Origin of the sequence: Streptomyces sp. NBC_00459 (assembly GCF_036013955.1) — a bacterium.
Lineage (GTDB): Bacteria > Actinomycetota > Actinomycetes > Streptomycetales > Streptomycetaceae > Streptomyces.
On record NZ_CP107903.1, the window covers coordinates 7,198,035 to 7,223,484 of the forward strand.

Below are 25,450 nucleotides of genomic sequence, written 5' to 3' on the forward strand. Positions count from 1 at the left end.
CAGGACCGAACCACCCCCGCGAGTCGGCGGCAGCCACTACTCGACGCCCGGGAGACCGCCCCAATAGGGGCGCGGGGAACGGCGCGACAAGCCACAACGCCCCCGCACCCGCCCTCAATCCGAACCACCCCTGTGAGCCGGCGGCAGCCACTACTCGACGCCCGGGAGACCGCCCCTACAGGGGCGCGGGGAACGGCGCGACAAGCCACAACGTCCCCGCACCCGCCCCCAGACCGAACCACCCCCGACCCGCTCCCGCGAGCCGGCGCCAGCCACTACTCGGCGATCGGGAGACTCACCCCGTCCCGCAGAAACAGCGGGATCCGGTCCAGCGGCGCGTCCACCGTCACAGCCGCACCACCCTCGTACACCTCACCGGTCCACGCGTCCGTCCACATCGCCCCCGCCGGAAGGTACGCCGTACGATCCGTCGCGCCCGCCGTCAGGACCGGCGCGACCAGCACGTCAGACCCGAAGAGATACGCGTCGTCGACCGACCAGGCCGCCGGATCGTCCGGGAACTCCAGGAACAGCGGACGCATCACCGGCAGCCCCTCCTCGTGCGCCTCACGCATGACCCGCAGCACATACGGCTTCAGACGCTCACGCAGCCGCACGTACCGCTCCAGGATCGCGCCGGCCTCCTCACCGTACGACCACACCTCGTTGGGCCCGCCGGTCATGTCGGGACCCAGCGGCATCCCCGGGTCACGGAACCCGTGCAGCCGCATCAGCGGCGAGAACGCGCCGAACTGGAACCAGCGGACCATGACCTCGCGGTACGCCGGATCGTCCGGGTCGCCGCCGTGGAAGCCCCCGATGTCGGTGTTCCACCAGGGGATGCCGGACAGGGCGGTGTTGAGACCGGCCGCGATCTGGCGGCGCAGGGTCGGGAAGTCGACACCGATGTCACCGGACCACAGGGCGGCCCCGTAGCGCTGACTGCCCGCCCACGCCGAGCGGTTGAGGCTGATCACCTCGTCCTCGCCGGACGCGATCAGGCCCTCGTAGAAGGTGCGGGCGTTCTCGACGGGGTACAGGTTGCCGACCTCCAGGCCCGGGCCCGCCCAGTACCGCAGGTTCTCCGGGAAGCCCGGCTTCAGCTCCGGCTCGCAGGCGTCCAGCCAGAAGGCCGTGATGCCGTACGGGGCAAGGTAGTTGTCCCGGATCTTCGACCACACGAACTCGCGGGCCTCGGGGTTGGTGGCATCGTAGAACGCGACCTGGACGGTGGACGCGACCCCCTTGTCCGGCCAGTCCGCGTGCGCCATCGGGCCGTACTGCGTACCGATGAAGTAGCCGCGCTGCTCCATGAGTTGGTGGTTCTCGGAGAGCGGCGACACCGAAGGCCAGACGGACACGACGAGCTTGACGCCCATCTCCGCCAACTCCGCGACCATGGCGGCCGGGTCGGGCCACTCGGCCGGGTCGAACTTCCAGTCACCCAGATGCGTCCAGTGGAAGAAGTCGCACACGATGGCCCGCAGCGGCAGCCCGCGCCGCTTGTACTCCCTTGCCACGTCGAGCAGTTCGTCCTGCGTGCGATAGCGCAGCTTGCACTGCCAGAAGCCCGCCGCCCACTCCGGCAGCATCGGCGTACGTCCCGTCGCCGCGCTGTAGCGCCGCTGGGCGTCGGCCGGCTGCCCGGCCGTGATCCAGTAGTCGATCTGCCGGGCCGAATCCGCCACCCAGCGCGTCCCGTTGCCCGCCAGCTCCACCCGCCCGATCGCCGGGCTGTTCCACAGCAGGGTGTAACCGCGGCTGGAGGTGAGCACCGGCACGGACACCTCGGCGTTGCGCTGCACCAGGTCCAGCACCACACCCTTCTGGTCGAACAGGCCGTGCTGGTGCTGGCCGAGCCCGTACAGCTTCTCGTCCTCGTAGGCGGCGAACCGCTGCTCCAGCCGGTGGTAGCCGTTGCCGACCGCTGTGTAGAGACGCGAGCCCGGCCACCAGAAGTGCGCCCGCTCCTCGGCGAGCAGCTCGGCCGCGTCATCGGTGCGCAGGAAACGGATCAGGCCCTCCGCGCTCACCTCGACGGTCAGCGCGCCGACGGTCAACTGCCCCTGCCCGTCATCGATCTTGACGGTGTACGGCGTCGACTCCGGCTCGTCCAGAAGGGCCCCCGGCAGCCCCTCCAGAACAGGCCCGCCGAGCCGGGTCCTGACCCGGACCGCGTCCGGGCCCCAGGGCTCTATCCGTACGGTCTCCTGCCGGCCGCTCCACTCCAGCGCACCGTCCCGCTCACGGAACGTGCCGACGGTGGGAGAGGACTGCGCGAGGCTGACCGCGCCTGACGGGGGCAGGGAATCGGCGGGCTGGTTCACGTGGCGGCTCCTGAAGGAAGGAGTGGGGGAGGGGTGGCTGTGGGGGAACCCGGCGCGGCTCTGGCGGGCCGTTCCGGGACAGGCGGGGGTGCCCCGACGGCCCTGGAAGGCCCGGGCGTCGGGTCGGTGTTCGGGTGAGGTCTTCGGTTGTGGTGGTCGATTCCGGACGAGGTCGGCCGACGCGGGCGAGGCGCGGGGGATCGGGGACCAGTGAGCGAGGATCAGGAGGTGGCCGGGGCCGGCCCGGTGCTGGCCCGTACCGTCAACTCGGGTGTGATCAGAGCGACTTCGTCACTCCCATGCCCTTCGAGCTTGGCGATCAGCAGTTCCACCGCTCGGCGCCCCATCTCCTGTGCGGGAATGGCGACGGACGTCAGCCGCACCGAGGCCTGGGTGGCGACCTGGTCCGGGCAGACGGCGATGACCGACACGTCCTCCGGCACCGCCCGCCCCTGCTGGCGCAACAGCGCGAGCAGCGGTTCGACCGCCGACTCGTTCTGCACGACGAACCCCGTGGTGCCCGGCCGTTCGTCGAAGATCCGGGCCAGGGTCACCGTCATCGCGTCGTACCCGCCCTCGCACGGCCGGTGCAGCACCCGCACCCCCAACTCCCTCGACCGGGAACGGAGTCCGTCGAGCGTGCGCTCGGCGAAACCGGTGTGCCTTTCGTAGACCGCGGGGGCCTCGCCGATGACGGCGATGTCGCGGTGCCCGAGCTCCGCGAGGTGCTCGGCGCACAGCGCGCCCGTGGCCCCGAAGTCGAGGTCGACGCAGGTCAGGCCCTCGGTGGCGGCCGGCAGTCCGATGAGCACGGACGGCTGGTCCGTCCCGCGCAGCAACGGCAGCCGCTCGTCGTCGAGTTCGACGTCCATCAGGATCATCGCGTCGGCGAGCCCGCTGCCGGTCACGCGGCGCACGGCGTCGGGACCCTCCTCGCCGGTGAGCAGCAGCACGTCGTACCCGTAGGTGCGGGCGCTGGTGGCCACCGCGATGGCGATCTCCATCATCACCGGCACGTACATGTCCGTACGCAGCGGGACCATCAGGGCGACGATGTTGGAGCGGCTGCTCGCCAGCGCCCGGGCGCCCGCGTTCGGGTGGTAGCCGAGCTGTTGGATGCTCTGCTCGACCCGCTGCCGGGTGCCCACGGAGATGGACCGCTTGCCGCTGAGGACATAGCTCACCGTGCTCGCCGAGACTCCGGCGTGCTGGGCGACCTCGGCGAGGGTGACCATCCAGCTCTCCAAGTATTGTGTGAAGCGCTTCGACAGTGCGCGTAACGGATAACGGCGACGGATAAAGGCGAGTGAGGGTGGAACGACAGTAACCCCACCCGGGTTGGGTGTCCATATGTTGTCGAAGCGCTTCGACAAGGTTTTTCGGGGCTTTCTCAGCCAGCATGGCAACTTTCCCACCCGACGGTGGCCGCTGGGGAGTGCTGGGCCCGATCGGTCCGCACCGGCCGACGGGCGGGGGCGTCGAGGGCCTGCCCCGGCGGATGGCTGCGCGAGGACTGGTGGGGGCGCCCGTAATCGGGTACCAACGATCGAGTAGCACCGATCAGTAACGTACGGTCCTCATGATCCCAATTCGCGGCGAGGTGTGCCTCATGTCCGCAAGCCCAGCCAAACCCACCGCCGACCCCTCCGCCAAACCCACGGTCACCGAGCGGGAGGCCCGCCAGGTGGCGGAGGCCGCCCGGGAACAGGGCTGGCGCAAGCCCAGCTTCGCCAAGGAACTGTTCCTCGGCCGCTTCCGGCTCGACCTCATCCACCCGCACCCGCTCCCGGACACCGAGGACGCGCAGCGTGGCGAGGAGTTCCTCGCCGGGCTGCGCGACTTCTGCGAGACGAAGATCGACGCGGCCCGCATCGAACGCGAGGCACGGATCCCCGACGAGGTGATCAACGGGCTCAAGGAGCTCGGCGCCCTCGGCATGAAGATCGACACCAAGTACGGCGGCCTCGGCCTCACCCAGGTCTACTACAACAAGGCCCTCGCCCTGGTCGGCTCCGCGAACCCGGCGCTCGGCGCACTGCTCTCCGCCCATCAGTCGATCGGCGTACCGCAGCCGCTCAAGCTCTTCGGCACCCAGGAGCAGAAGGACGAGTTCCTGCCGCGCTGCGCCCGCACCGACATCTCCGCGTTCCTGCTGACCGAGCCGGACGTCGGCTCCGACCCGGCGCGGCTCGCCACCAGCGCGGTACCGGACGGCGACGACTACGTCCTGGACGGCGTGAAGCTCTGGACGACCAACGGAGTCGTCGCCGACCTCCTCGTCGTCATGGCCCGCGTACCGAAGTCCGAGGGTCACAAGGGCGGCATCACCGCGTTCGTCGTCGAGACCGCCTCCGAGGGCGTCACCGTCGAACACCGCAACGCCTTCATGGGCCTGCGCGGCCTGGAGAACGGCGTCACCCGCCTCCACCGGGTGCGGGTCCCGGCCGCCAACCGGATCGGCCCAGAGGGCGCGGGCCTCAAGATCGCCCTGACGACCCTGAACACGGGCCGCCTGTCGCTGCCCGCGATGTGCGTGGGCGCCGGGAAGTGGTGCCTGAAGATCGCCCGGGAGTGGTCGGGCGTACGGGAGCAGTGGGGCAAGCCGGTCGCGCTGCACGAGGCGGTCGGCGCGAAGATCAGCTTCATCGCGGCCACGACCTTCGCCCTGGAAGCCGTACTCGACCTCTCCTCCCAGATGGCCGACGAGAACCGCAACGACATCCGTATCGAGGCCGCCCTCGCCAAGCTGTACGGCTCCGAGATGGCCTGGCTGATGGCCGACGAGCTCGTCCAGATCCGCGGCGGCCGCGGCTTCGAGACCGCCGAGTCGCTCGCCGCCCGCGGGGAACGGGCGGTCCCCGCCGAACAGATCCTGCGCGACCTGCGGATCAACCGCATCTTCGAGGGCTCGACGGAGATCATGCACCTGCTGATCGCCCGGGAGGCCGTCGACGCCCATCTGACGGTCGCGGGCGACCTCATCGACCCCGACAAGTCACTGCCGGACAAGGCGAGGGCGGGCGCGAACGCCGGTGTCTTCTACGCCAAGTGGCTGCCCAAACTGGTCACCGGAGCCGGTCAACTACCGCGCTCGTACGCCGAGTTCAAGTACGAGGGCGTCGGCCTCTCGCCGCATCTGCGCTACGTCGAGCGCAGCGCCCGCAAGCTGGCCCGCTCCACCTTCTACGCCATGTCCCGCTGGCAGGGCCGGATGGAGACCAAGCAGGGCTTCCTCGGCCGGATCGTCGACATCGGCGCCGAACTGTTCGCGATGAGCGCGGCCTGCGTACGCGCCGAACTCCTGCGCGCCCAGGGCCGGAACGGCCGCGAGGCCTACCAACTGGCCGACGTCTTCTGCCGCCAGGCCCGCGTCCGCGTCGAGGAACTATTCGGCCGGCTGTGGACCAACACCGACGACATCGACCGCGCGGTGGTCAAGGGCGTACTCGCCGGCACGTACACCTGGCTGGAGGAGGGCGTCGTCGACCTCTCGGGGGAGGGCCCCTGGATCGCGGACGCCACCCCCGGCCCGTCGGAACAGGAGAACGTCCACCGCCCGATCCGCTGACACCGAGCCCCTGGACGCGCCCCGAAGGGGCAGCCGTCCAGGGGCGCGGGGAACTGCGCGACAGGCCACAGCGGACCCGCAGTCGAAGAACTGGCCCTACAGCGGAGCTAGCACCACTTGTCGCTCGGGTCGCTCGTCGTCCACTTGCAGTCGTCGACCTTCGACCCGTTCGCTCTCGTCAGGATCGCCGTGTCGCTGGTGTTGTTCCAGACGTACCAGGAACGCTTCTGGAACTTGGTGGCCGCACTGTCGGTCCCCTTGCCCGTGCGGATCTTCATGGTCTTGCCCGCGCCGATCTTCAGATTGGCGAAGGTGTACTTGTGATTGGCGACGTCCTTCAGGATCCAGCCCTTGAGCGATATCGGCGCCGAACTGGTGTTCTTGATCTCCACCCACTCCCCGTTGAGGGAGGCGTTGGAGCCGTTGTCCGAACCCGGACTGTCGAACCACACGTGCCGGATGACGACCCCGCCGGCCGCCTCGGCCGGAGTGCTGAGAACCGCGCCGGTCAGGGCAACGGCGCCCGCGAGCGCGGGCAGGGCAGCGCGTCGAATACGCATCGAGATCCCCCCAAGGATTTCGTCCACGACCGACCGGTCGTCGACCGGCCAGGAAAGAAGTGTTATCACACGATCTTTATGTGGGTTTCGCTTATGGACACTCGGCCCGAGGGACGCGCTGTCCTCACTGTCGGTGGCAGCGGCCACAATGGAGGGATGACGGACAGTCCAGCCCCCCTCGCAGACCCGCACCTCGTCTTCGACCCCGTGGCCGGAGGCGGCACCAGGGACGTGGTGATCCTCGGTTCCACCGGGTCGATCGGCACCCAGGCCATCGACCTCGTGCTGCGCAACCCGGACCGCTTCCGGGTCACCGGGCTCTCCGCCGCGGGCGGCCGGGTCGAGCTCCTCGCCGAGCAGGCGCACCGGCTGCGGGTACGCACGGTCGCGGTGGCCCGCGAGGACGCCGTACCGGCCCTGCGCGAGGCGCTGAACAGGCGGTACGGCGCCGGGGAGCCGATCCCCGAGATCCTCGCCGGACCGCAGGCGGCCACCCACCTCGCAGCCGCCGACTGCCACACGGTGCTCAACGGCATCACCGGATCGATCGGCCTCGCCCCCACCCTCGCCGCCCTGGAGGCGGGCCGCACCCTCGCGCTCGCCAACAAGGAGTCGCTCATCGTCGGCGGCCCGCTGGTCAAGGCCGTGGCCGGGCCCGGCCAGATCATCCCGGTCGACTCCGAGCACGCGGCCCTGTTCCAGGCCCTCGCGGCCGGCACCCGGTCCGATGTGCGCAAGCTCGTGGTCACGGCGTCCGGCGGCCCCTTCCGCGGCCGTACGAAGGCACAGCTGGCCGATGTGACGGTCGAGGACGCGCTCGCGCACCCCACCTGGGCGATGGGCCCGGTGATCACCATCAACTCCGCGACGCTCGTCAACAAGGGCCTGGAGGTGATCGAGGCACACCTCCTTTACGACATTCCCTTCGACCGCATTGAGGTGGTCGTGCACCCGCAGTCGTATGTCCACTCGATGGTTGAGTTCACGGACGGATCCACACTGGCCCAGGCCACGCCCCCCGACATGCGCGGCCCCATCGCGATCGGCCTCGGCTGGCCGGAGCGCGTCCCGGACGCGGCCCCCGCCTTCGACTGGAGCAGGGCGTCGACGTGGGAGTTCTTCCCGCTCGACACCGAGGCGTTCCCCTCGGTCGGCCTCGCCCGGCACGTGGGGCAGCTCGCGGGCACGGCCCCCGCGGTGTTCAATGCGGCCAACGAGGAGTGCGTCGAGGCGTTCCGGAGCGGCGGGCTACCGTTCAACGGAATCATGGAGACCGTGACCCGGGTGGTCGAGGAGCACGGCACACCTCGTACGGGAACTTCCCTGACCGTCGCGGACGTCCTTGAAGCGGAGTCCTGGGCACGGGCGAGGGCCCGGGAACTGACACAACAGACGAAGACAACGGCGGAGGCCCGTGCATGACGACACTGATGATGGTCCTGGGCATAGTCGTCTTCGTGATCGGCCTGCTGGTGTCGATCGCCTGGCACGAGCTGGGACATCTCTCCACCGCGAAGCTCTTCGGCATCCGCGTCCCGCAGTACATGGTCGGCTTCGGCCCGACGATCTGGTCGCGCAAGAAGGGTGAGACCGAGTACGGCATCAAGGCGATCCCGTTCGGCGGCTACATCCGCATGATCGGGATGTTCCCGCCGGGCCCGGACGGCCGCATAGAGGCCCGCTCGACCTCACCCTGGCGCGGGATGATCGAGGACGCGCGCGCCCAGTCGTTCGAGGAGATACTGCCGGGCGACGAGAAGCGCCTGTTCTACACGCGCAAGCCGTGGAAACGCGTCATCGTGATGTTCGCGGGCCCGTTCATGAACCTGATCCTCGCGGTGGCACTGTTCCTGATCGTCCTCATGGGTTTCGGCGTCTCGCAGCAGACCACCAGCGTCAGCTCGGTCTCCCAGTGCGTCATCGCCCAGAGCGAGGGCCGCGACGACTGCCGCAAGACCGACGCGGCCTCCCCGGCTGCGGCGGCCGGCCTCAAGGCGGGCGACAAGATCCTCTCCTTCGGCGGGGTCCAGGTCGACACCTGGAACAAGCTCTCGGACGAGATCCGCGCCAACCCCGGCAAGGACGTGGCGATCGTCGTCGACCGCAAGGGCGAGCAGGTCACCCTCCACGCGAAGATCGCCACGAACCAGGTCGCGAAGAAGGACTCCAGCGGCCAGATCGTCCAGGGCCAGTACGTCACGGCCGGCTTCCTCGGCTTCAGCGCGGCCAGCGGCATCGTCCGCCAGGACTTCGGCGACTCGGTGACCTGGATGGGCGACCGGATGGGCGAGGCCGTCGACTCCATCGCGAGCCTGCCCGGCAAGATCCCGGCCCTGTGGAACGCGGCCTTCGACGGCGGCGAACGCGCGTCGGACTCCCCGATGGGCGTGGTCGGCGCGGCCCGCGTGGGCGGCGAGATCTTCACCCTGGACATCCCGCCCACCCAACAGCTGGCCATGGCGTTGATGCTGGTGGCGGGCTTCAACCTGTCCCTCTTCCTGTTCAACATGCTCCCGCTGCTGCCGCTTGACGGCGGCCATGTCGCGGGCGCCCTGTGGGAGTCACTGCGACGGAACACGGCAAAGGTGCTGAAGCGCCCGGACCCGGGCCCGTTCGACGTGGCGAAGCTGATGCCGGTCGCCTATGTGGTGGCGGGACTCTTCATCTGCTTCACGCTCCTCGTCCTGGTGGCGGATGTGGTCAACCCCGTGCGCATCTCCTAGCCACCAGGGGTTTCCCGCGGATTCACGGCGGCCGGACACAGCGGAAGGACCTCGCTGTGTCCGGCCGTTCCCCAATGGGTGGGTTTACGTGCGGGATGTGCTCGGGCCTGGGCACGTGCCGTAATCTCGAAGCCTGGAGCCCGTTGTTCCCGGGGCCGGACCTTGAACCACAACTTGGGGTTGCACAGCACATGACTGCGATTTCTCTCGGCATGCCGACCGTTCCGACCAAGCTCGCCGAACGCCGGAAGAGCCGACAGATCCAGGTCGGTTCGGTGGCCGTGGGCGGAGACGCACCGGTGTCGGTGCAGTCGATGACGACGACCCGTACGTCGGACATCGGAGCCACGCTCCAGCAGATCGCCGAGCTGACGGCGTCCGGCTGCCAGATCGTGCGGGTCGCGTGCCCCACGCAGGACGACGCGGACGCGCTGGCGACGATCGCGCGCAAGTCGCAGATCCCGGTGATCGCCGACATCCACTTCCAGCCGAAGTACGTGTTCGCCGCGATCGAGGCCGGCTGCGCCGCGGTCCGGGTGAACCCCGGCAACATCAAGCAGTTCGACGACCAGGTCAAGGAGATCGCGCGCGCCGCCAAGGACCACGGCACACCGATCCGCATCGGCGTCAACGCCGGCTCGCTCGACAGGCGACTGCTCCAGAAGTACGGCAGGGCCACCCCCGAGGCGCTCGTGGAGTCGGCGCTGTGGGAGGCGTCGCTCTTCGAGGAGCACGGCTTCCGGGACATCAAGATCTCCGTCAAGCACAACGACCCGGTGATCATGGTCAACGCCTACCGGCAGCTCGCGGCGGCCTGCGACTACCCCCTCCACCTGGGCGTGACCGAGGCCGGCCCGGCATTCCAGGGCACGATCAAGTCGGCGGTCGCCTTCGGCGCGCTGCTCAGCGAGGGCATCGGCGACACGATCCGCGTCTCGCTCTCCGCGCCGCCGGTCGAGGAGATCAAGGTCGGCAACCAGATCCTGGAGTCCCTGAACCTGCGCCAGCGCGGCCTGGAGATCGTGTCGTGCCCGTCGTGCGGGCGCGCCCAGGTCGACGTCTACAAGCTCGCCGAAGAGGTCACGGCCGGCCTGGAGGGCATGGAGGTCCCGCTGCGCGTCGCGGTCATGGGCTGTGTGGTGAACGGCCCCGGCGAGGCCCGCGAGGCAGACCTCGGCGTCGCCTCGGGCAACGGCAAGGGCCAGATCTTCGTGAAGGGCGAGGTCATCAAGACGGTCCCCGAGTCGAAGATCGTCGAGACCCTCATCGAGGAAGCCCTGAAGATCGCCGAACAGATGGAGGCGGACGGAATCGCTTCCGGAGAGCCTTCGGTGTCCGTCGCGGGTTGATTCGCCCCCGCCGCCCCTACCCGTCCCATCCTGTTCCTGGGGGCTGCGCCCCCAGCCCCCCTTTCGCGCTGAACGCGCTCGTCCTCGAACGCCGGACAGGCTGGATTTCCCGGCCGGGCTGATATCCAGCGCCGGCCGGCATTTTTAGCCCGTCCGGCGCTTTAGGACAAGGCCCGTTCAGGGCCGAAGCGGGGGTCTGGGGGCCGCAGGCCCCCAGGGACGGCAAGCCGAGCCAGGGCTCACTGACAAGCGAACGGTGCCCACCACAGGGCGACGCCGCTCAGCTTCCGCAGGTACAGTGCGGAGATCAGCAGACCGCATCGGTGAGGCCCCGCACGTGTTGACGCAGACCACCTCCCGGGTGCTCGACCCGGGCGACCTGGACGCAGCGCTCGCCGTCCTCGGCCGCGAGCCGGTAGCGAACGCCTTCGTGACCTCCCGTGTTCAGGTGGCAGGCCTCGACCCCTGGCGCCTCGGCGGCGAGATGTGGGGCTGGTACGAGGACGGCATGCTCACCAGCCTCTGCTACGCGGGCGCCAACCTCGTCCCGATCTGCGCCACCCCGCGTGCCGTACGCGCCTTCGCCGACCGCGCCAGGCGAGCGGGCCGCCGCTGCTCCTCCATCGTCGGCCCCGCCGAAGCCACCACCCAGCTCTGGCGGCTGCTCGAACCGAACTGGGGCCCGGCCAGGGAGGTCCGCCGCCACCAGCCCCTCATGGTCACCGACCGGCTGCCCGATCCCGCTCTCGTCACCCCGGATCCGTACGTCCGCCGCATACTCAAGGACGAGATGGAGACGATCATGCCGGCGTGCGTGGCGATGTTCACCGAGGAGGTCGGAATCTCGCCACTCGCAGGCGACGGCGGTCTCCTCTATCAGGCCAGGGTCGCCGAACTGGTCGGCTCCGGCCGCTCCTTCGCCCGCCTCGACAAGCACGGCAAGGTCGCCTTCAAGGCCGAGATCGGCGCCGCGACCTCGCAGGCCTGTCAGATCCAGGGCGTATGGGTGGCCCCCGAATACCGTGGCCAGGGCCTCGCCGCCCCCGGGATGGCCGCCGTACTGCGCTACGCCCTCGCGGACGTGGCCCCGGTGGTCAGCCTGTATGTGAACGACTTCAACACTCCCGCCCGCCGGACATATCTGCGGGTGGGCTTCCAGGAAGTCGGCGCGTTCATGAGCGTCCTGTTCTGAAGCATCCCGATCCGAAATGACCCCCGTTGTCGGAGTGCTGTCCGAGTGATGTCCGGGTGCTGTCCGAGCGATCCGGGGGAGCGGGGGTCAGCCACATCCGGTCCGCACCCCGCAAGGACACTCCGCACCCCCTGTAGTCTCCCGACATGCCGCGCTTCCCCGGTCAGGACCACCGTCACCGCCGCCCCCACGACGTGGTCGTCGGCCCCCTCGACCTCGCCGCCCGGGTCGACGAGGCGCTCGCCGTCCAGGCCGTGGCGTTCGGGCTCGGCGCCGACGAGGTCGCCGTACGCAGGCAGATCGTTCTGCGGCATCTGACCTACCCCGGCGCCCGCGCGCTCGGCGCGACCACCCCGGAGGGACGGCTCGCCGGGTTCGTGTACGGCATGCCGAACGACCGTACGCACTGGTGGTCCACCGTCGTCGAGCCGTATCTGCGCCGACAGGGCCACGACGCCTGGCTCGACGACTCCTTCGTGATCACCGAGCTGCACGTCCACCCGACCTTCCAGAACATCGGTGTCGGCCGTGCCCTCATCACCGCGATCACCGACTCCGCCGCCGAACCCCGCTCGATCCTCTCCGCGATCGACACCGAGAGCCCGGCCCGCGGCCTGTACCACTCCCTCGGCTACGAGGACCTCGCGCGCCAGGTGCTCTTCCCCAGCGCCCCGAAGCCCTACGCGGTGATGGGCGCCCCGCTCCCGCTGCGCCGCCGCTGAAGCCGAGGAGCCGCGCGAGCGTTACCGATTTCCACCGTCCCGCACCCCCCGGCTAACCTCCTGCCATCACCCTTACGCAGCAGGAGTCGAGAATCATGGCCCAGGCCCAGGTCCAGCGCATGTCCCGTTTGATGGTCAAGACACTGCGTGACGACCCCGCCGACGCCGAGGTGCTCAGCCACAAGCTGCTGGTCAGGGCCGGCTATGTGCGCCGTACCGCCGCCGGTCTGTGGTCCTGGCTGCCGCTCGGCAAGAAGGTCCTGGCCAACGTGGAGCGCGTCGTCCGCGAGGAGATGGACGCCATCGGCGCCCAGGAGGTCACGCTCCCCGCCCTGCTGCCGAGGGAGCCGTACGAGGCGACCGGCCGCTGGGACGAGTACGGCCCCGAGCTGTTCCGCCTCAACGACCGCAAGGGCGGCGACTACCTCCTCGGCCCGACCCACGAGGAGATCTTCACCCTCCTGGTCAAGGACCAGTGCTCGTCCTACAAGGACCTGCCGGTGATCCTCTACCAGATCCAGAACAAGTACCGCGACGAGGCCCGCCCGCGTGCGGGCATCCTGCGTGGCCGCGAGTTCCTGATGAAGGACTCCTACTCCTTCGACACGGAGGACGAGGGCCTGGCCCAGTCGTACGCCCTGCACCGCGAGGCGTACCAGAAGATCTTCGCGCGTCTCGGCCTCGACTACCGCATCTGCGCCGCCACCGCGGGCGCCATGGGCGGCTCCAAGTCCGAGGAGTTCCTCGCCCCGGCCGCCGCCGGCGAGGACACCTTCGCCGACTGCCCGGGCTGCGACTACGCCGCCAACACCGAGGCGATCACGTACGCGCTCCAGCCGGTGGACGGTTCGGCCGTCCCCGCTCTCGAAGAGATCCCCACCCCCGACACCCCGACCATCGAGACGCTCGCCGCCTACCTGGACGTCGCCGCCTCCGCCACCCTCAAGAACCTCCTGATCAAGGTGGACGGCGAGATCGTCGCGATCGGCGTCCCCGGTGACCGCGAGGTCGACCTGGGCAAGGTCGAGGCGCACTTCGCACCCGCCGCCGTCGAACTCGTCACCGCCGAGGACTTCACGGGCCGCGACGACCTCGTACGCGGCTACGTCGGCCCGCAGGGTCTGGAGAAGGTCCGCTACTTCGCCGACCCGCGCGTCGCCCCCGGCACCGCGTGGATCACCGGCGCCAACAAGGCGGGTCTGCACGCGAAGAACGTCGTCGTCGGCCGTGACTTCGAGGTCGACGAGTACATCGACTCGGTGGTCGTCCAGGAGGGCGACCCCTGCCCGGCCTGCGGAACCGGCCTCAAGCTGGACCGCGCCATCGAGATCGGCCACATCTTCCAGCTCGGCCGCAAGTACGCCGACGCCCTCAGCCTCGACGTTCTCGGCCAGCAGGGCAAGCCGGTCCGCGTGACCATGGGCTCGTACGGCATCGGCGTCTCCCGCGCGGTCGCGGCCCTCGCCGAGCAGCACGCCGACGAGCAGGGCCTGTGCTGGCCGAAGGAGATCGCCCCGGCCGACGTCCACGTCGTCGCCGCGGGCAAGGCCCTCCAGACCGAACTGGCCCTCGACGTCTCCGACAAGCTGGCCGCGGCCGGTGCCCGTGTCCTGGTCGACGACCGGGCCGGCGTCTCCCCGGGCGTCAAGTTCACGGACGCCGAGCTGATCGGCGTACCGAAGATCCTGGTGGCGGGCCGCCGTTCGGCCGAGGGTGTCCTGGAACTGAAGGACCGCCGGACGGGCGAGCGCGAGGAACTGACGGTCGAGGAAGCGATCGCCCGCCTGACGGCCACCGCCTGACCTTCACCGCCCGACTGTTTAAATCCTGCTCTCAGAGAGTTCTCGGGAGGCGTATGGACGCCTCACAGACTTCTCTCAGGCTGTTCCCCGAACGTAGGGCGTGACACAGAGTCACATCCTACGGAGGGGAACGGCCATGACGGTCAGGGAGCAGGAGCGGGGAGCCGCCGCGGCGGTGCGCAGAGGGATGCGGCGCACGGCGGCCGTGGCGGCGGCGGTCTCGCTGGCCGCGGCTGCCGGGGTGTTCGCCCTCGTCGGCACGATGGAGTCGGACGCGACGACGACGGCGAGCAGTAACTCGGACTCGACATCCAGTTCGAGCACCAGCACGGACACCGGCTCAAGTACCGACACCGGTACGGGCACGGACACCAGTACGGATACATCGTCCTCGTCGACGGACTCGTCCACGTCGGACAACTCTTCCGCCGGTCTCCAGTCCTCCTCGGACGACCTGACCTCCTCCGACTCCAGCGGCTCCGCCGACTCCACCTCGGGGGCGTCGTGACGACCACCGCGGTCCGCCCCACGGCCGCCGCCGACTGGCGCGCCCTCGGTACCAGCGTCCGGCTCGTCACCACCGACCCGGCCCTGCTGGACTCCTGCAACCTCCTCCTGGCCCGCCATCTGGCCGAGGTCGACGCCACCTGCAGCCGTTTCCGCGCAGACTCCGAACTCTCCGCCCTGGACGGCACCGACGGCCGCCCGACCCGGGTCAGCCCGCTGCTCGCCGAGGCCCTGGCCGTGGCCCTGCGCGCGGCCGAGGAGACCGACGGAGCCGTGGACCCGACGGTCGGCTCGGCGCTGGAAGCGCTCGGCTACGACCGCGACTTCACCCTGATCCAGGAGGACGACCGCCCGGTACGGCTCACCGTGCGACGGGTCCCCGGCTGGCGCCGGATCCACCTGGACCGCACGACCGGCACGGTCACCGTCCCGTCCGGCATCCGCCTCGACCTGGGCGCCACGGCCAAGGCCTGGGCGGCCGACCGGGCCGCGCGAACGCTCGCCCGGGCCGCCGGGTGCGGAGTCCTGGTGAGCCTCGGCGGCGACACGGCGGTCGCCGGCGAGCCTCCGGCGGGCGGCTGGCGCGTCCGCGTCCAGGACATCACCGGCCCGGCGGAAGAGCCGCCCACCCAGGGCCCGTACGCCACGATCGGCCTCCACAGCGGCGGCCTCGCCACCTCCGGCACGGCCGCCCGCCACTGGCGCCGGGGCGACCACACCCTCCACCACATCATCGACCCGGACACCGGCCTCCCCGCCCGCACGCCCTGGCGCACGGTCTCGGTGGCGGCGGCCAACTGCGCCGACGCCAACGCGGCGAGCACGGCGGCTCTGGTGAAGGGCACGGGCGCGGAACGCTGGCTGACGGGGTTGGGCCTCCCCGCGCGGCTCGTGACGACGGACGGAACGGTCGTGACGACACCGGGCTGGCCGCTTTCGACCACCACCCGCACCACCATCCGAACCACCACACCCCCGGAGGCAACCCCGTGACCTCCGAAACGCTCTGGTACGCCAACCGGGCGACAGGCGCCGTGTGCCTGATGCTCTTCACCGTCGTCGTCCTGCTCGGTATCGCCGTGAGGCTGAGAGGAAGACTCCCCGGCCTCCCCGGATTCGGCACGGTGACCCTCCACCGCACCCTCTCGCTCTCCGCCACCGCCTTCCTCGCGCTTCACATAGCCGCCGCGGTGATCGACGGCTACGTCGACATCACCCCCCTCGATGTCCTCGTGCCCTTCGTCTCCGCCTATCAGCCCCTCTGGCTGGGCCTCGGCACGGTCGCCCTCGACCTGATGCTCGCGGTACTGGTCACCAGCCTCCTGCGCGCCCGCCTCGGCCACCGCACCTGGCGTGCCGTGCACTGGCTCGCGTACGCCTCCTGGCCGATCGCCCTCGTCCACGGCATCGGCATCGGCACGGACACCGGAGCGGACTGGATGACCTGGCTGACCGTGTCCTGCGTCGCCGCCGTGCTCGTCGCCTTCGCCATCCGCACGGCCCACGCCGTACGCGCCTCCCGCCGGACCCCGGCAGCCCTGCTCCACACACCGGAACGCACGCTCGAAGGGGCCCGCTCATGACCGCCACGTACACCGAGGTCCTCATGTCGCCCCGCCTCCTGGCCCCCGGCGGCACCCCGGCCGACTTCGCCACGCACGAGCAGCGGTACGGACCCGTCTCGTACGGCAGTCCGCCCCAACTCCTGCAGTCCGTCGCCGAGTCGGGCCTCACCGGCCGCGGCGGAGCCGCCTTCGCCACGTACCGCAAACTCGTCTCCGTGGCCGACGCCGGACGCAGGACGGGCCGTGCCCCGGTGGTCGTCGCCAACGGTGCCGAGGGGGAGCCCGCCAGCCGCAAGGACAAGACACTGCTGCATCTCTCGCCCCATCTCGTCCTGGACGGGCTCCAGTTGGCGGCCGAGGCGGTCGGGGCCGGGGAGGCGTATCTCGCGGTGGAGGCGGGTGCCGGCCATCTGGAGGCCGCCCTCGCCGAGCGCCGTCGCGATCCGCTGTCCGTCAAGGTCGTCCGGGTTCCCCGACGGTTCCTGTCCGGCCAGTCCTCCGCCCTCGCCTCGTACGTCTCCGGTGGCGCCGCCCTCCCGCAGTACCAGCACCCGCCGGTGCGGGAACGCGGAGTGCGTCGGGCCCCGACCCTCGTCCAGAACGTCGAGACCCTGGCCCACCTCGCGCTGATCGCCCGTTACGGTGCCGACTGGTTCCGGGCCGCCGGGACGCCCTCGGAACCCGGCAGCGCGCTGTGCACGGTGCATGTGCCCGGACGTGAGGTGCGGGTCGTCGAGGCCCCGTTCGGGATGCCGATCGGCAGGCTGCTGCCACTGGGCCCCACCGGTTCGGTCCTCGTCGGTGGCTACCACGGCACCTGGATCCCGGCTCCGGAAGCGGCCCGACTTCCGCTCGACACCGCCCACTTGGGGGCAGGCGTACTCGCCGTACTGCCCGCCGACCGCTGCGGCCTCGCCGAAACCGCCCGCGTCCTGCGGTACCTGGCCCTGGAGTCGGCGGGCCGGTGCGGCCCCTGTCTCAACGGCCTGCCCCGGATCGCCGCCGCATTCCGGACCCTTGCCGCCCCCGGCCCCCAGGGCACGGTCCGCGCGGACGTCGCCCGCTGGGCCGGCCTCGTCGAGGGCCGCGGCGCCTGCCACCACCCCGACGGCACGGTCCGCCTGGTCCGCTCGGCCCTGACCACCTTCGCCACCGAACTCGACGCCCACGCGACCGGCCACTGCACGGCGACCGACGTGACCCCGCTGCTGCCGGTCCCCGACGAGAGGCGCTGACATGCCCCAGAGCCACGAAACGACGACGATCGACATCGACTGGACATCCTGCAAGGCCCACGGCCTGTGCGCGGAACTACTCCCGGAACACATCACGCTGGACGAATGGGGCTACCCACTCGTCGACGGCGCCCCGATCCCCGCCAGAACGATCAAACGAGCCCGCAGAGCAGCGTCCGACTGCCCGGTCCTGGCCCTCAAACTCAGGCCCAGGTGACGCGCCCCTCAGGGGCGCGGGGAACTGCGCGACCAGCCACGACGAACCCGCAGCCGACAACGAGACCGAATACCTCAAAGCCACCCAGCAAACTCCAACAACAACTCCGCATCCCTGGGCCGCCCCACGCGCAGTGCCCGCACACCCGACTCCACAGCCCTGAACAACGTCCACCCCCGCAACCGTTCCTGATCCACGTCCAACGACTCGGCAAGCCGCTTCACCCGCCGTCGAGTGATCGCCGCCCCCGACGACGACCCGATCAGATCCTCCACCCGGTCCCGAACCAGCCGCGCCAAATCGAACGCGCACTCACCGACCACCGGATCCGGCCCCACCGCCAGCCAGGGCACCCGTCCACCGGCCAGCACCTTGCTCTGCCGGAACGTACCGTGCAGCAACCGCGCCTCGGGCGGCGTGACCAGCAACTCCTCGCGCGCGGCCAGCGCCGCGTCGACGAGCGGAGCCACCTCGGCGTCCGCACCGGCACTCGTCGACATCGCCTCGGCCTGTCGCCCGGTCCGGGCCGCCACCGTCTCGAACACCGCGTCCCAGCCGGCGGGCGGCTCGACCCACAGCCGCCGCAGCGTCCCCGCCGCCTCCAGCAGGGCCTTCGCCTCGGGCAGCGACCGCACCGACACATCCGGATGCAGCCGTTCGAGCAGCAGCACACCCTCACCGGTGGAGGCGGCGGACGGCTCAAGCAACTGCACCGCACCCGCCCCGCCCCAGTGCGCCAACGCGGCCCGCTCGCTCTCCGGCCGGGCCCGGCGCGGCGCGAGCTTCAGGACGGCGGGCGTACCGTCAGCCCGCCGTACCAGCACCACCAGGCTGCTGCGACCGCCCGGAGCCTGTACCCGCTCCACGGTCAACACGCGTAGATCCACGGCCTGTTGAGCCGTCACGGGCAGCCGCGCCAGCCAGTCGTCACCGTCCGGTGCCGTCTCGCCGAGCGCCCTCACCAGACGGGGCGGCGGTTCGAAAGCCATGCGCGAGTCGTTTCCTTCCGGTACGCGGGATGCGGTACGGGCTACGCCGTGGGTGTCGCCGACGCCGTGGCCGGTGCCGACGCGGAGCCGGACCGCTCGACAAGACCAGGGAAGGGTACGCTCCCGCCCCGCCAGCGAACCGCCCGTACAGCGGCCTCCCTCAGCCCCTCGGCGCCCGTCCGGCGCCGCTCCCCCAGGGTTGCCCTGACCAGGTCGGAATACACCCCGGCGACCCGCTCCTCCAGCTCGGCCGCGAGACGGACGGCGGCGTCCGAGTCCGACACGGGGAACGGCAGGGCGTACCCGGCCGCCGCGGCCACCGGCGTACCCCCGAGGGCCCGCACCGCGCGTGCCAGCTCGTCGCGCCGGGCCCGATGGGCGTCGTACGCGGCGCGCGCCTCGCCCATGCGGGCCCCGCCGATCAGCCCGCCGACGACTCCGTACCCGTACACCGCCGCGTGTTCGGCGCCCAGGGCGGCCTGGAGGGCGGTCAGCTCGGCAGTGTCCTTCTCGGCCTTCTTTGCCGCTGTTCCCGTCACTTCGCACCCTCCGTCAGCAGATACACATGCGCGGCACCGGCAGCCGCCACCGAGGCCAGCAACCGCGCCAGCTCACCCGGCACCTCCAGGAGTGCCTTCGTGCGCAGGTCCACCAGGGTCCGTTCGGCGGCGGCGAGCCCGGCGAGGGCCTCCCGCTCGTTCGCCGGCGCCGCAGAAGCCGAAGGCGACGCGGATGCCGAGGTGGGCGTGGGCGTGGGCGTCGGTGTCGGCTCGCCGCCTCCGAACGACTTCGCGTGCCGTACGACCTCCGCCCGCAGCTCCGACAGCCGGTCCGCCAGTACTGGAAACGCGGAGATCGCAGCGTCGTACTGCCGTGCGAGCTCCGTGCTGTCGCGCGCCGCACGCGCGCGCGTGCGCTCGGCGACCGACGGACTGCCGGCACTCGTGGCCGTCGTGTCCGGCTCGGCGGTGCAGCCCACGAGGAGGGCGGCGCCCGCGGCCGAGGCGAGCAGAGTCCTTCGGCGCGGACCCGAAGGGGTCCCCGGCAGGGTGCGCGAGGGTGGGGGGAACGGCACGGCAGACGTCCTCGGAGGGCTCGTACGAACGGGACACCAGGGAAGGGCAGCACGCCCGCGATCACCGTACCCGCGCCCGGGCCCACCGCCCGCCACCGGCGCAGCCGGGCGACGGGCGGCGTCCCGGTGGACGGCAACACCCTCCGGGACCGGATACCCTTTGACCTGACACGCGACCTACCCACAACAGCACACGCGGCCGAGGAGTCACCCGGATGAGCACCACCCAGAGCGAGAGGCTTCGAGAGCTCCTGGAGCCGCTCGTCAGCTCGCAGGGTCTCGATCTCGAAGAGATCGCAGTGGAGTCGGTCGGGCGCAAGAGAGTGCTGCGGGTCGTCGTCGATTCCGACGACGGCGCCGATCTGGACGCGATCGCCGATGTGAGCCGCGCGCTCTCGGCGAAGCTCGACGAGACGGACGCGATGGGCGAGGGGGAGTACACCCTGGAGGTGGGCACCCCCGGCGCCGAGCGTGAACTCACCGAGCACCGGCACTACGTCCGTGCCGTCGAGCGGCTGGTGAGGTTCCAGCTCACCGAGGGCGGCGGGGAACTGGTCGCCAGAATCCTGACCGTGGACGACACGGGCCTGGACCTCGAAGTGCCGGGCGTGAAGGGCCGGAAGGCCACCGCCCGTCGGCTCGCCTTCGCCGACATCGACAAGGCCCGCGTCCAGGTCGAGTTCAACCGCAAGGACAAGCAGGACAAGCAAGATGAGCAGGACATGACGGAAGAGGAGGAGGCGTAGCCGTGGACATCGACATGAGTGCCCTGCGGGGCTTGGTGCGGGAGAAGGAGATCTCCTTCGACCTGCTGGTCGAGGCGATCGAGTCGGCCCTCCTCATCGCCTACCACCGCACCGAGGGAAGCCGCCGCCACGCGCGCGTGAAGCTCGACCGGGAGACCGGTCATGTGACCGTGTGGGCGAAGGAGGACCCCCAGGAGCTGGAGGAGGGGCAGGAGGCACGAGAGTTCGACGACACCCCGTCGGACTTCGGCCGGATCGCCGCCACCACCGCCAAGCAGGTCATCCTGCAGCGCCTGCGGGACGCCGAGGACGACGCCACGCTCGGCGAGTACGCGGGCCGCGAGGGCGACATCGTCACCGGTGTCGTCCAGCAGGGCCGCGACCCGAAGAACGTGCTCGTGGACATCGGCAAGCTGGAGGCCATCCTGCCGGTGCAGGAGCAGGTCCCCGGGGAGACCTACACGCACGGGCTGCGGCTGCGGTCGTACGTCGTACGTGTGGCGAAGGGCGTGCGCGGTCCGTCCGTCACCCTCTCGCGCACGCACCCCAACCTGGTGAAGAAGCTCTTCGCGCTGGAGGTGCCCGAGATCGCCGACGGTTCCGTGGAGATCTCCGCCATCGCCCGTGAGGCGGGGCACCGCACGAAGATCGCCGTGCGGTCGACGCGCAGCGGCCTGAACGCCAAGGGTGCCTGCATCGGCCCCATGGGCAGCCGGGTGCGCAGCGTCATGGCCGAGCTGAACGGCGAGAAGATCGACATCGTCGACTGGTCGGACGACCCGGCCGACATGGTGGCGAACGCGCTGTCCCCGGCCCGGGTCAACAAGGTCGAGGTCGTGGACCTCGCCACCCGTTCCGCGCGCGTGACGGTCCCCGACTACCAGCTGTCGCTGGCGATCGGCAAGGAGGGCCAGAACGCCCGCCTCGCCGCCCGGCTGACCGGCTGGCGCATCGACATCCGCCCGGACACCGAGCAGCCGTCCGAGCGGCCCGCTGAGCAGCCCCGGGACTAGCGGGGGAATAGATCCAAGCCGCAGGTGGCTGAGATCACGACAACAGCCGTTCGATTCTTCCCCCAAAGGGGTGAGGTCGCTGCGGGGAGGTAGACTTAGGAGTGTCTGGCCGGACGCGTGCCCGCCTATGCCCTGAACGCACCTGTGTGGGGTGTCGGGAGCGAGCGGCCAAGAAGGATCTGCTGCGCACCGTGGCGGTCGAGGGTGAATGCGTCCCCGATCATCGCGGTACGCTGCCCGGCCGGGGTGCGTACGTGCACCCCGCCCTGGTCTGCCTCGACCTGGCGGTCCGCCGCCGGGCATTCCCACGGGCACTGCGTGTCCAGGGAGCGCTCGACGTGGTGGCGTTGCGCCGGTACGTCGAGCAGGAAACACCGTAAAACGTGTCGCACGGAACCCCGTGCGGCTCTGGTACCCCCGCGAGTTGGAAGTAGGTCGAGATTGCGATGAGCACTCGATGAGCACGCGATGAGTACGCCCATGAAGTAGCGACGGTCCGGCCGCAACCCGGACCTAAAAGGAGCGAAGTGGCTAAGGTCCGGGTATACGAACTCGCCAAGGAGTTCGGGGTTGAGAGCAAGGCTGTCATGGCCAAGCTCCAGGAACTCGGTGAATTCGTCCGATCGGCATCCTCGACGATCGAGGCGCCGGTAGTACGCAAGTTGACAGACGCCTTCCAGGGCAACGCAAAGCCCGGCGCCCCGCGCAAGGCTGCCCCCAAGCCCGGCGCGCCCTCCCCGGCGCAGTCGGCCCGTCCGGCTGCCCCGCGGCCGCCGGCCCCCAAGCCCGCTGTGGCCGAGAGCCCCGCGGCGCCCGTCGCGCCCAGTGCGCCGAGTGCCCCGGTTACGCCGGTCACCCCCGCCGCCCAGGGCTCGCGCCCGACGCCGGGCCCCAAGCCCGCGCCGAAGCCGGCCCCCGCGGCGCCGACCACGCCGGAGTTCACCGCTCCGCCGTCGGCCCCGGTCACTCCGGCCGCCGCACAGGCCCCGCGTCCCAGCGGTGCCCGTCCCGGTGCTCCGCGTCCCGGCGCCCGCCCCGCGGGTCCCGGTCAGGACCGGGGTCCCGGCCAGGACCGCGGTCAGGACCGTGGCCAGGGCCGTGGTGAGCGTCCGGGCGCCGCGCGTCCGGCAGGCCAGGGCGCCCCGCGTCCCGGCGGTGCCCGTCCCGCAGGCCCGCGTCCGGGCAACAACCCCTTCACGTCCGGTGGTTCCACCGGGATGGCGCGTCCGCAGACGCCCCGTCCGGGCGGTGCCCCGCGTCCCGGCGGCCAGGGCGGCCCCGGTGCTCCCGGCGGCGCTCCGCGTCCGCAGGGCGCCGGCGGCGGCCAGGGTGCTCCCCGTCCGCAGGGTGGTCCCGGCGGCGCGCGTCCGACTCCGGGCGGCATGCCTCGTCCGCAGGGTGGTCCCGGTGGCGCTCCGCGTCCCGGCGGCGGCCCCGGTGGTAACCGTCCCAACCCCGGCATGATGCCGCAGCGTCCCGCTGCGGGCACCCCGCGTCCCGGCGGTGGCCCTGGTGGCCGCGGTCCCGGTGGCGGCGGCGGTCGTCCCGGTGGTCCCGGTGGCGCCGGTGGCGGTCGTCCCGGTGGCGGCGGCGGCTTCGCCGGCCGTCCGGCCGGTCCCGGTGGCGGCGGTGGCGGTTTCGCCGGCCGTCCCGGTGGTCCCGGTGGCGGTGGCGGCGGTTTCGCCGGTCGTCCCGGTGGTCCCGGTGGTGGCGGCGGCGGTCGTCCCGGCTTCGGCGGTCGTCCCGGTGGTCCGGGTGCCCGTGGTGGCACGCAGGGCGCCTTCGGTCGTCCCGGCGGTCCCGCGCGTCGTGGTCGCAAGTCGAAGCGTCAGAGGCGCCAGGAGTACGAGGCCATGCAGGCCCCGTCGGTCGGCGGCGTCATGCTGCCTCGCGGCAACGGACAGTCCGTCCGCCTGTCGCGCGGTGCTTCCCTGACCGACTTCGCCGAGAAGATCGGCGCCAACCCGGCGTCGCTCGTCGGCGTGATGATGAACCTCGGCGAGATGGTCACCGCCACGCAGTCGGTCTCCGACGAGACGCTGAGGCTCCTCGCGGACGAGATGAACTTCGTCCTCGAGATCGTCAGCCCCGAGGAGGAGGACCGCGAGCTGCTCGAGTCCTTCGACATCGAGTTCGGTGAGGACGAGGGTGGCGAGGAGTTCCTCGTCGCGCGTCCGCCGGTCGTGACCGTCATGGGTCACGTCGACCACGGTAAGACCCGCCTCCTCGACACCATCCGCAAGACGAACGTCGTCGCGGGCGAGGCCGGCGGTATCACGCAGCACATCGGTGCGTACCAGGTCGCGACCGTCGTCAACGAAGAAGAGCGTCGCATCACCTTCATCGACACCCCGGGTCACGAGGCGTTCACCGCCATGCGTGCCCGTGGTGCCAAGTCGACCGACATCGCGATCCTCGTGGTGGCGGCCAACGACGGTGTGATGCCGCAGACGATCGAGGCGTTGAACCACGCCAAGGCGGCCGGTGTGCCGATCGTGGTTGCGGTCAACAAGATCGACGTCGAGGGCGCCGACCCGACCAAGGTGCGCGGTCAGCTCACCGAGTTCGGTCTGGTGGCCGAGGAGTACGGCGGCGACACGATGTTCGTCGACATCTCCGCCAAGCAGGGCCTCAACATCGAGAGCCTGCTGGAGGCCGTGGTCCTCACCGCGGACGCCTCGCTCGACCTGCGGGCCAACCCGGAGCAGGACGCGCAGGGTATTGCGATCGAGTCCCACCTGGACAAGGGCCGCGGCGCCGTCGCGACCGTCCTGGTCCAGCGAGGCACCCTGCGGGTCGGCGACACCATGGTGGTCGGCGACGCGTACGGCCGTGTCCGCGCGATGCTCGACGACAAGGGCGACAACGTGGAAGAGGCGGGTCCCTCGACCCCGGTCCTCGTCCTCGGTCTCACCAACGTCCCGGGCGCCGGCGACAACTTCCTGGTCGTCGACGAGGACCGCACGGCGCGTCAGATCGCCGAGAAGCGGGCGGCGCGCGAGCGCAACGCCAACTTCGCCCGCCGGGGTGTCCGGTTCTCCCTGGAGAACCTGGACGAGGCCCTCAAGGCCGGTCTGGTGCAGGAACTCAACCTCATCATCAAGGGCGACGCGTCCGGTTCGGTGGAGGCTCTCGAGTCCTCGCTGCTCCAGCTCGACGTCGGCGAAGAGGTCGACATCCGCATCCTGCACCGCGGTGTGGGTGCCGTCACCGAGTCGGACATCGACCTGGCGACCGGCTCCGACGCCATCGTCATCGGCTTCAACGTCCGCGCTGCGGGCCGCGCGGCGCAGATGGCGGAGCGCGAGGGTGTGGACGTCCGGTACTACTCGGTGATCTACCAGGCCATCGAGGAGATCGAGGCAGCCCTCAAGGGCATGCTCAAGCCGGAGTACGAAGAGGTCGAGCTCGGTACGGCGGAGATCCGCGAGGTCTTCCGCTCGTCCAAGCTGGGCAACATCGCCGGTGTGCTGGTCCGCTCCGGCGAGGTCAAGCGCAACACCAAGGCGCGGTTGCTGCGTGATGGCAAGGTCATCGCGGAGAGCCTCAACATCTCCGGTCTGCGTCGCTTCAAGGACGACGTCACCGAGATCCGCGAAGGGTTCGAGGGCGGTATCAACCTCGGCAACTTCAACGACATCAAGGTCGACGACGTCATCGCGACGTACGAGATGCGGGAGAAGCCGCGCGGCTAAGCGGTAGGCAGTGCGTGTAGTTCAGCTGGCCGGCAGGGAGAAGTCCCCGTCGGCCAGCTGGGCGTCTGCTGGGTGCTTGCCGCCCCCGGACCGCCGCTACGGCCCTGAACGGGCCTTGTCCTCAGACGCCGGACAGGCTGAAAGATCCAGCCTGTCCGGCGTCTG

Annotated in this window: 22 protein-coding genes; 15 read left to right on the top strand and 7 right to left on the bottom strand. The window is 70.7% G+C overall.

The genetic code is table 11. The features are described from left to right. Positions 1–275: 275 nt before the first annotated feature. Together OHN74_RS31940 and OHN74_RS31945 are read right to left on the bottom strand one after the other, a co-directional pair. Positions 276–2,327, bottom strand: a complete 2,052-nt coding sequence (locus tag OHN74_RS31940; protein ID WP_327698025.1) for a glycoside hydrolase family 31 protein — start codon at positions 2,325–2,327, stop codon at positions 276–278. 221 nt (positions 2,328–2,548) lie between these two features. Continuing rightward, positions 2,549–3,562: a LacI family DNA-binding transcriptional regulator gene (locus OHN74_RS31945; RefSeq protein WP_327698026.1), complete on the bottom strand. Its 1,014-nt coding sequence runs from the start codon at positions 3,560–3,562 to the stop codon at positions 2,549–2,551. Between the two features lie 374 nt (positions 3,563–3,936). Between OHN74_RS31945 and OHN74_RS31950 the strand changes: the two genes are divergently transcribed. After that, positions 3,937–5,895, top strand: coding sequence for an acyl-CoA dehydrogenase family protein (locus OHN74_RS31950; RefSeq protein WP_327698027.1), 1,959 nt, complete (start codon positions 3,937–3,939; stop codon positions 5,893–5,895). A gap of 107 nt (positions 5,896–6,002) precedes the next feature. Here OHN74_RS31950 and OHN74_RS31955 read toward each other — a convergent pair whose 3' ends face one another. Beyond that, positions 6,003–6,455 (bottom strand): lamin tail domain-containing protein, encoded by a 453-nt coding sequence (locus tag OHN74_RS31955; RefSeq protein ID WP_327698028.1) that lies wholly within the window; start codon positions 6,453–6,455, stop codon positions 6,003–6,005. Between the two features lie 156 nt (positions 6,456–6,611). Here OHN74_RS31955 and dxr point away from each other — a divergent pair, with 156 nt between their 5' ends. The 6 genes from dxr (at position 6,612) to OHN74_RS31985 (ending at position 14,243) form a co-directional block, all read left to right on the top strand. Then, the gene (gene dxr, locus OHN74_RS31960) at positions 6,612–7,877 is read left to right on the top strand and encodes a 1-deoxy-D-xylulose-5-phosphate reductoisomerase (RefSeq protein WP_327698029.1); all 1,266 of its coding nucleotides are present in this window, start codon (positions 6,612–6,614) and stop codon (positions 7,875–7,877) included. Positions 7,878–7,885: 8 nt separating this feature from the next. Next, complete coding sequence (locus OHN74_RS31965; RefSeq protein WP_327700351.1) at positions 7,886–9,178, top strand: M50 family metallopeptidase; 1,293 nt, start codon at positions 7,886–7,888, stop codon at positions 9,176–9,178. A gap of 191 nt (positions 9,179–9,369) precedes the next feature. After that, positions 9,370–10,527, top strand: coding sequence for a flavodoxin-dependent (E)-4-hydroxy-3-methylbut-2-enyl-diphosphate synthase (ispG, locus tag OHN74_RS31970; protein ID WP_327698030.1), 1,158 nt, complete (start codon positions 9,370–9,372; stop codon positions 10,525–10,527). A gap of 337 nt (positions 10,528–10,864) precedes the next feature. Next, positions 10,865–11,719 carry a GNAT family N-acetyltransferase gene (locus OHN74_RS31975; RefSeq protein WP_327698031.1) on the top strand — a complete coding sequence of 285 codons (855 nt, stop codon included), beginning with the start codon at positions 10,865–10,867 and terminating at the stop codon, positions 11,717–11,719. A gap of 146 nt (positions 11,720–11,865) precedes the next feature. Continuing rightward, complete coding sequence (locus OHN74_RS31980) at positions 11,866–12,441, top strand: GNAT family N-acetyltransferase (protein ID WP_327698032.1); 576 nt, start codon at positions 11,866–11,868, stop codon at positions 12,439–12,441. 95 nt (positions 12,442–12,536) lie between these two features. Continuing rightward, complete coding sequence (locus OHN74_RS31985) at positions 12,537–14,243, top strand: proline--tRNA ligase (protein ID WP_327698033.1); 1,707 nt, start codon at positions 12,537–12,539, stop codon at positions 14,241–14,243. Between the two features lie 111 nt (positions 14,244–14,354). On the opposite strand, the gene OHN74_RS31990 is transcribed toward OHN74_RS31985, so the two are convergent. Further along, the gene (locus OHN74_RS31990; RefSeq protein WP_327698034.1) at positions 14,355–14,735 is read right to left on the bottom strand and encodes a hypothetical protein; all 381 of its coding nucleotides are present in this window, start codon (positions 14,733–14,735) and stop codon (positions 14,355–14,357) included. Between the two features lie 12 nt (positions 14,736–14,747). Between OHN74_RS31990 and OHN74_RS31995 the strand changes: the two genes are divergently transcribed. The 4 genes from OHN74_RS31995 to OHN74_RS32010 are packed head-to-tail and all read left to right on the top strand — an operon-like array spanning position 14,748 to position 17,767. Next, a complete protein-coding gene (locus OHN74_RS31995) occupies positions 14,748–15,743 on the top strand; it encodes an FAD:protein FMN transferase (RefSeq protein ID WP_327698035.1) in 996 nt (331 codons plus the stop codon). Further along, positions 15,740–16,333, top strand: a complete 594-nt coding sequence (locus OHN74_RS32000; RefSeq protein WP_327698036.1) for a ferric reductase-like transmembrane domain-containing protein — start codon at positions 15,740–15,742, stop codon at positions 16,331–16,333. Before OHN74_RS31995 ends, OHN74_RS32000 begins: the two co-directional genes overlap by 4 nt. Beyond that, complete coding sequence (locus OHN74_RS32005) at positions 16,330–17,550, top strand: NADH-ubiquinone oxidoreductase-F iron-sulfur binding region domain-containing protein (protein ID WP_327698037.1); 1,221 nt, start codon at positions 16,330–16,332, stop codon at positions 17,548–17,550. The genes OHN74_RS32000 and OHN74_RS32005 overlap by 4 nt, the downstream gene beginning before the upstream one ends. Before the next feature lies 1 nt (position 17,551). After that, a complete protein-coding gene (locus tag OHN74_RS32010) occupies positions 17,552–17,767 on the top strand; it encodes a ferredoxin (protein WP_327698038.1) in 216 nt (71 codons plus the stop codon). A 74-nt stretch (positions 17,768–17,841) separates the two neighbouring features. Here the strand turns inward: OHN74_RS32010 and OHN74_RS32015 are convergent, their stop codons facing one another. Genes OHN74_RS32015 through OHN74_RS32025 form a run of 3 tightly spaced genes read right to left on the bottom strand, consistent with a single transcriptional unit; the run spans position 17,842 to position 19,831 of the window. Then, complete coding sequence (locus OHN74_RS32015; protein ID WP_327698039.1) at positions 17,842–18,756, bottom strand: aminoglycoside phosphotransferase family protein; 915 nt, start codon at positions 18,754–18,756, stop codon at positions 17,842–17,844. 41 nt (positions 18,757–18,797) lie between these two features. Continuing rightward, a complete protein-coding gene (locus tag OHN74_RS32020; RefSeq protein ID WP_327698040.1) occupies positions 18,798–19,295 on the bottom strand; it encodes a ferritin-like domain-containing protein in 498 nt (165 codons plus the stop codon). Further along, positions 19,292–19,831, bottom strand: a complete 540-nt coding sequence (locus OHN74_RS32025; protein ID WP_327698041.1) for a hypothetical protein — start codon at positions 19,829–19,831, stop codon at positions 19,292–19,294. Before OHN74_RS32025 ends, OHN74_RS32020 begins: the two co-directional genes overlap by 4 nt. A 215-nt stretch (positions 19,832–20,046) precedes the next feature. On the opposite strand from OHN74_RS32025, the gene rimP reads away from it, so the two are divergent. From rimP to infB, 4 genes are all read left to right on the top strand, one after another. After that, positions 20,047–20,577, top strand: a complete 531-nt coding sequence (gene rimP / locus OHN74_RS32030) for a ribosome maturation factor RimP (protein WP_327698042.1) — start codon at positions 20,047–20,049, stop codon at positions 20,575–20,577. A 2-nt stretch (positions 20,578–20,579) separates the two neighbouring features. Next, positions 20,580–21,590, top strand: a complete 1,011-nt coding sequence (nusA, locus tag OHN74_RS32035; protein ID WP_327698043.1) for a transcription termination factor NusA — start codon at positions 20,580–20,582, stop codon at positions 21,588–21,590. Positions 21,591–21,691: 101 nt separating this feature from the next. Beyond that, complete coding sequence (locus OHN74_RS32040; RefSeq protein ID WP_327698044.1) at positions 21,692–21,970, top strand: YlxR family protein; 279 nt, start codon at positions 21,692–21,694, stop codon at positions 21,968–21,970. Between the two features lie 147 nt (positions 21,971–22,117). Further along, the gene (gene infB, locus OHN74_RS32045; RefSeq protein ID WP_327698045.1) at positions 22,118–25,285 is read left to right on the top strand and encodes a translation initiation factor IF-2; all 3,168 of its coding nucleotides are present in this window, start codon (positions 22,118–22,120) and stop codon (positions 25,283–25,285) included. The last annotated feature ends 165 nt before the right edge of the window (positions 25,286–25,450 follow it).

Bases quoted from the DNA above. Each gene is read 5' to 3' on its own strand.
- OHN74_RS32010 (WP_327698038.1), top strand. From the start codon at position 17,552: ATGCCCCAGAGCCACGAAACGACGACGATCGACATCGACTGGACATCC.
- OHN74_RS32005 (WP_327698037.1), top strand. From the start codon at position 16,330: ATGACCGCCACGTACACCGAGGTCCTCATGTCGCCCCGCCTCCTGGCC.
- OHN74_RS32015 (WP_327698039.1), bottom strand. From the start codon at position 18,756: ATGGCTTTCGAACCGCCGCCCCGTCTGGTGAGGGCGCTCGGCGAGACG.
- OHN74_RS31985 (WP_327698033.1), top strand. From the start codon at position 12,537: ATGGCCCAGGCCCAGGTCCAGCGCATGTCCCGTTTGATGGTCAAGACA.
- ispG (WP_327698030.1), top strand. From the start codon at position 9,370: ATGACTGCGATTTCTCTCGGCATGCCGACCGTTCCGACCAAGCTCGCC.
- OHN74_RS31950 (WP_327698027.1), top strand. From the start codon at position 3,937: ATGTCCGCAAGCCCAGCCAAACCCACCGCCGACCCCTCCGCCAAACCC.
- dxr (WP_327698029.1), top strand. From the start codon at position 6,612: ATGACGGACAGTCCAGCCCCCCTCGCAGACCCGCACCTCGTCTTCGAC.
- rimP (WP_327698042.1), top strand. From the start codon at position 20,047: ATGAGCACCACCCAGAGCGAGAGGCTTCGAGAGCTCCTGGAGCCGCTC.
- OHN74_RS31965 (WP_327700351.1), top strand. From the start codon at position 7,886: ATGATGGTCCTGGGCATAGTCGTCTTCGTGATCGGCCTGCTGGTGTCG.
- OHN74_RS31955 (WP_327698028.1), bottom strand. From the start codon at position 6,455: ATGCGTATTCGACGCGCTGCCCTGCCCGCGCTCGCGGGCGCCGTTGCC.
- OHN74_RS31980 (WP_327698032.1), top strand. From the start codon at position 11,866: ATGCCGCGCTTCCCCGGTCAGGACCACCGTCACCGCCGCCCCCACGAC.
- OHN74_RS31945 (WP_327698026.1), bottom strand. From the start codon at position 3,562: ATGGTCACCCTCGCCGAGGTCGCCCAGCACGCCGGAGTCTCGGCGAGC.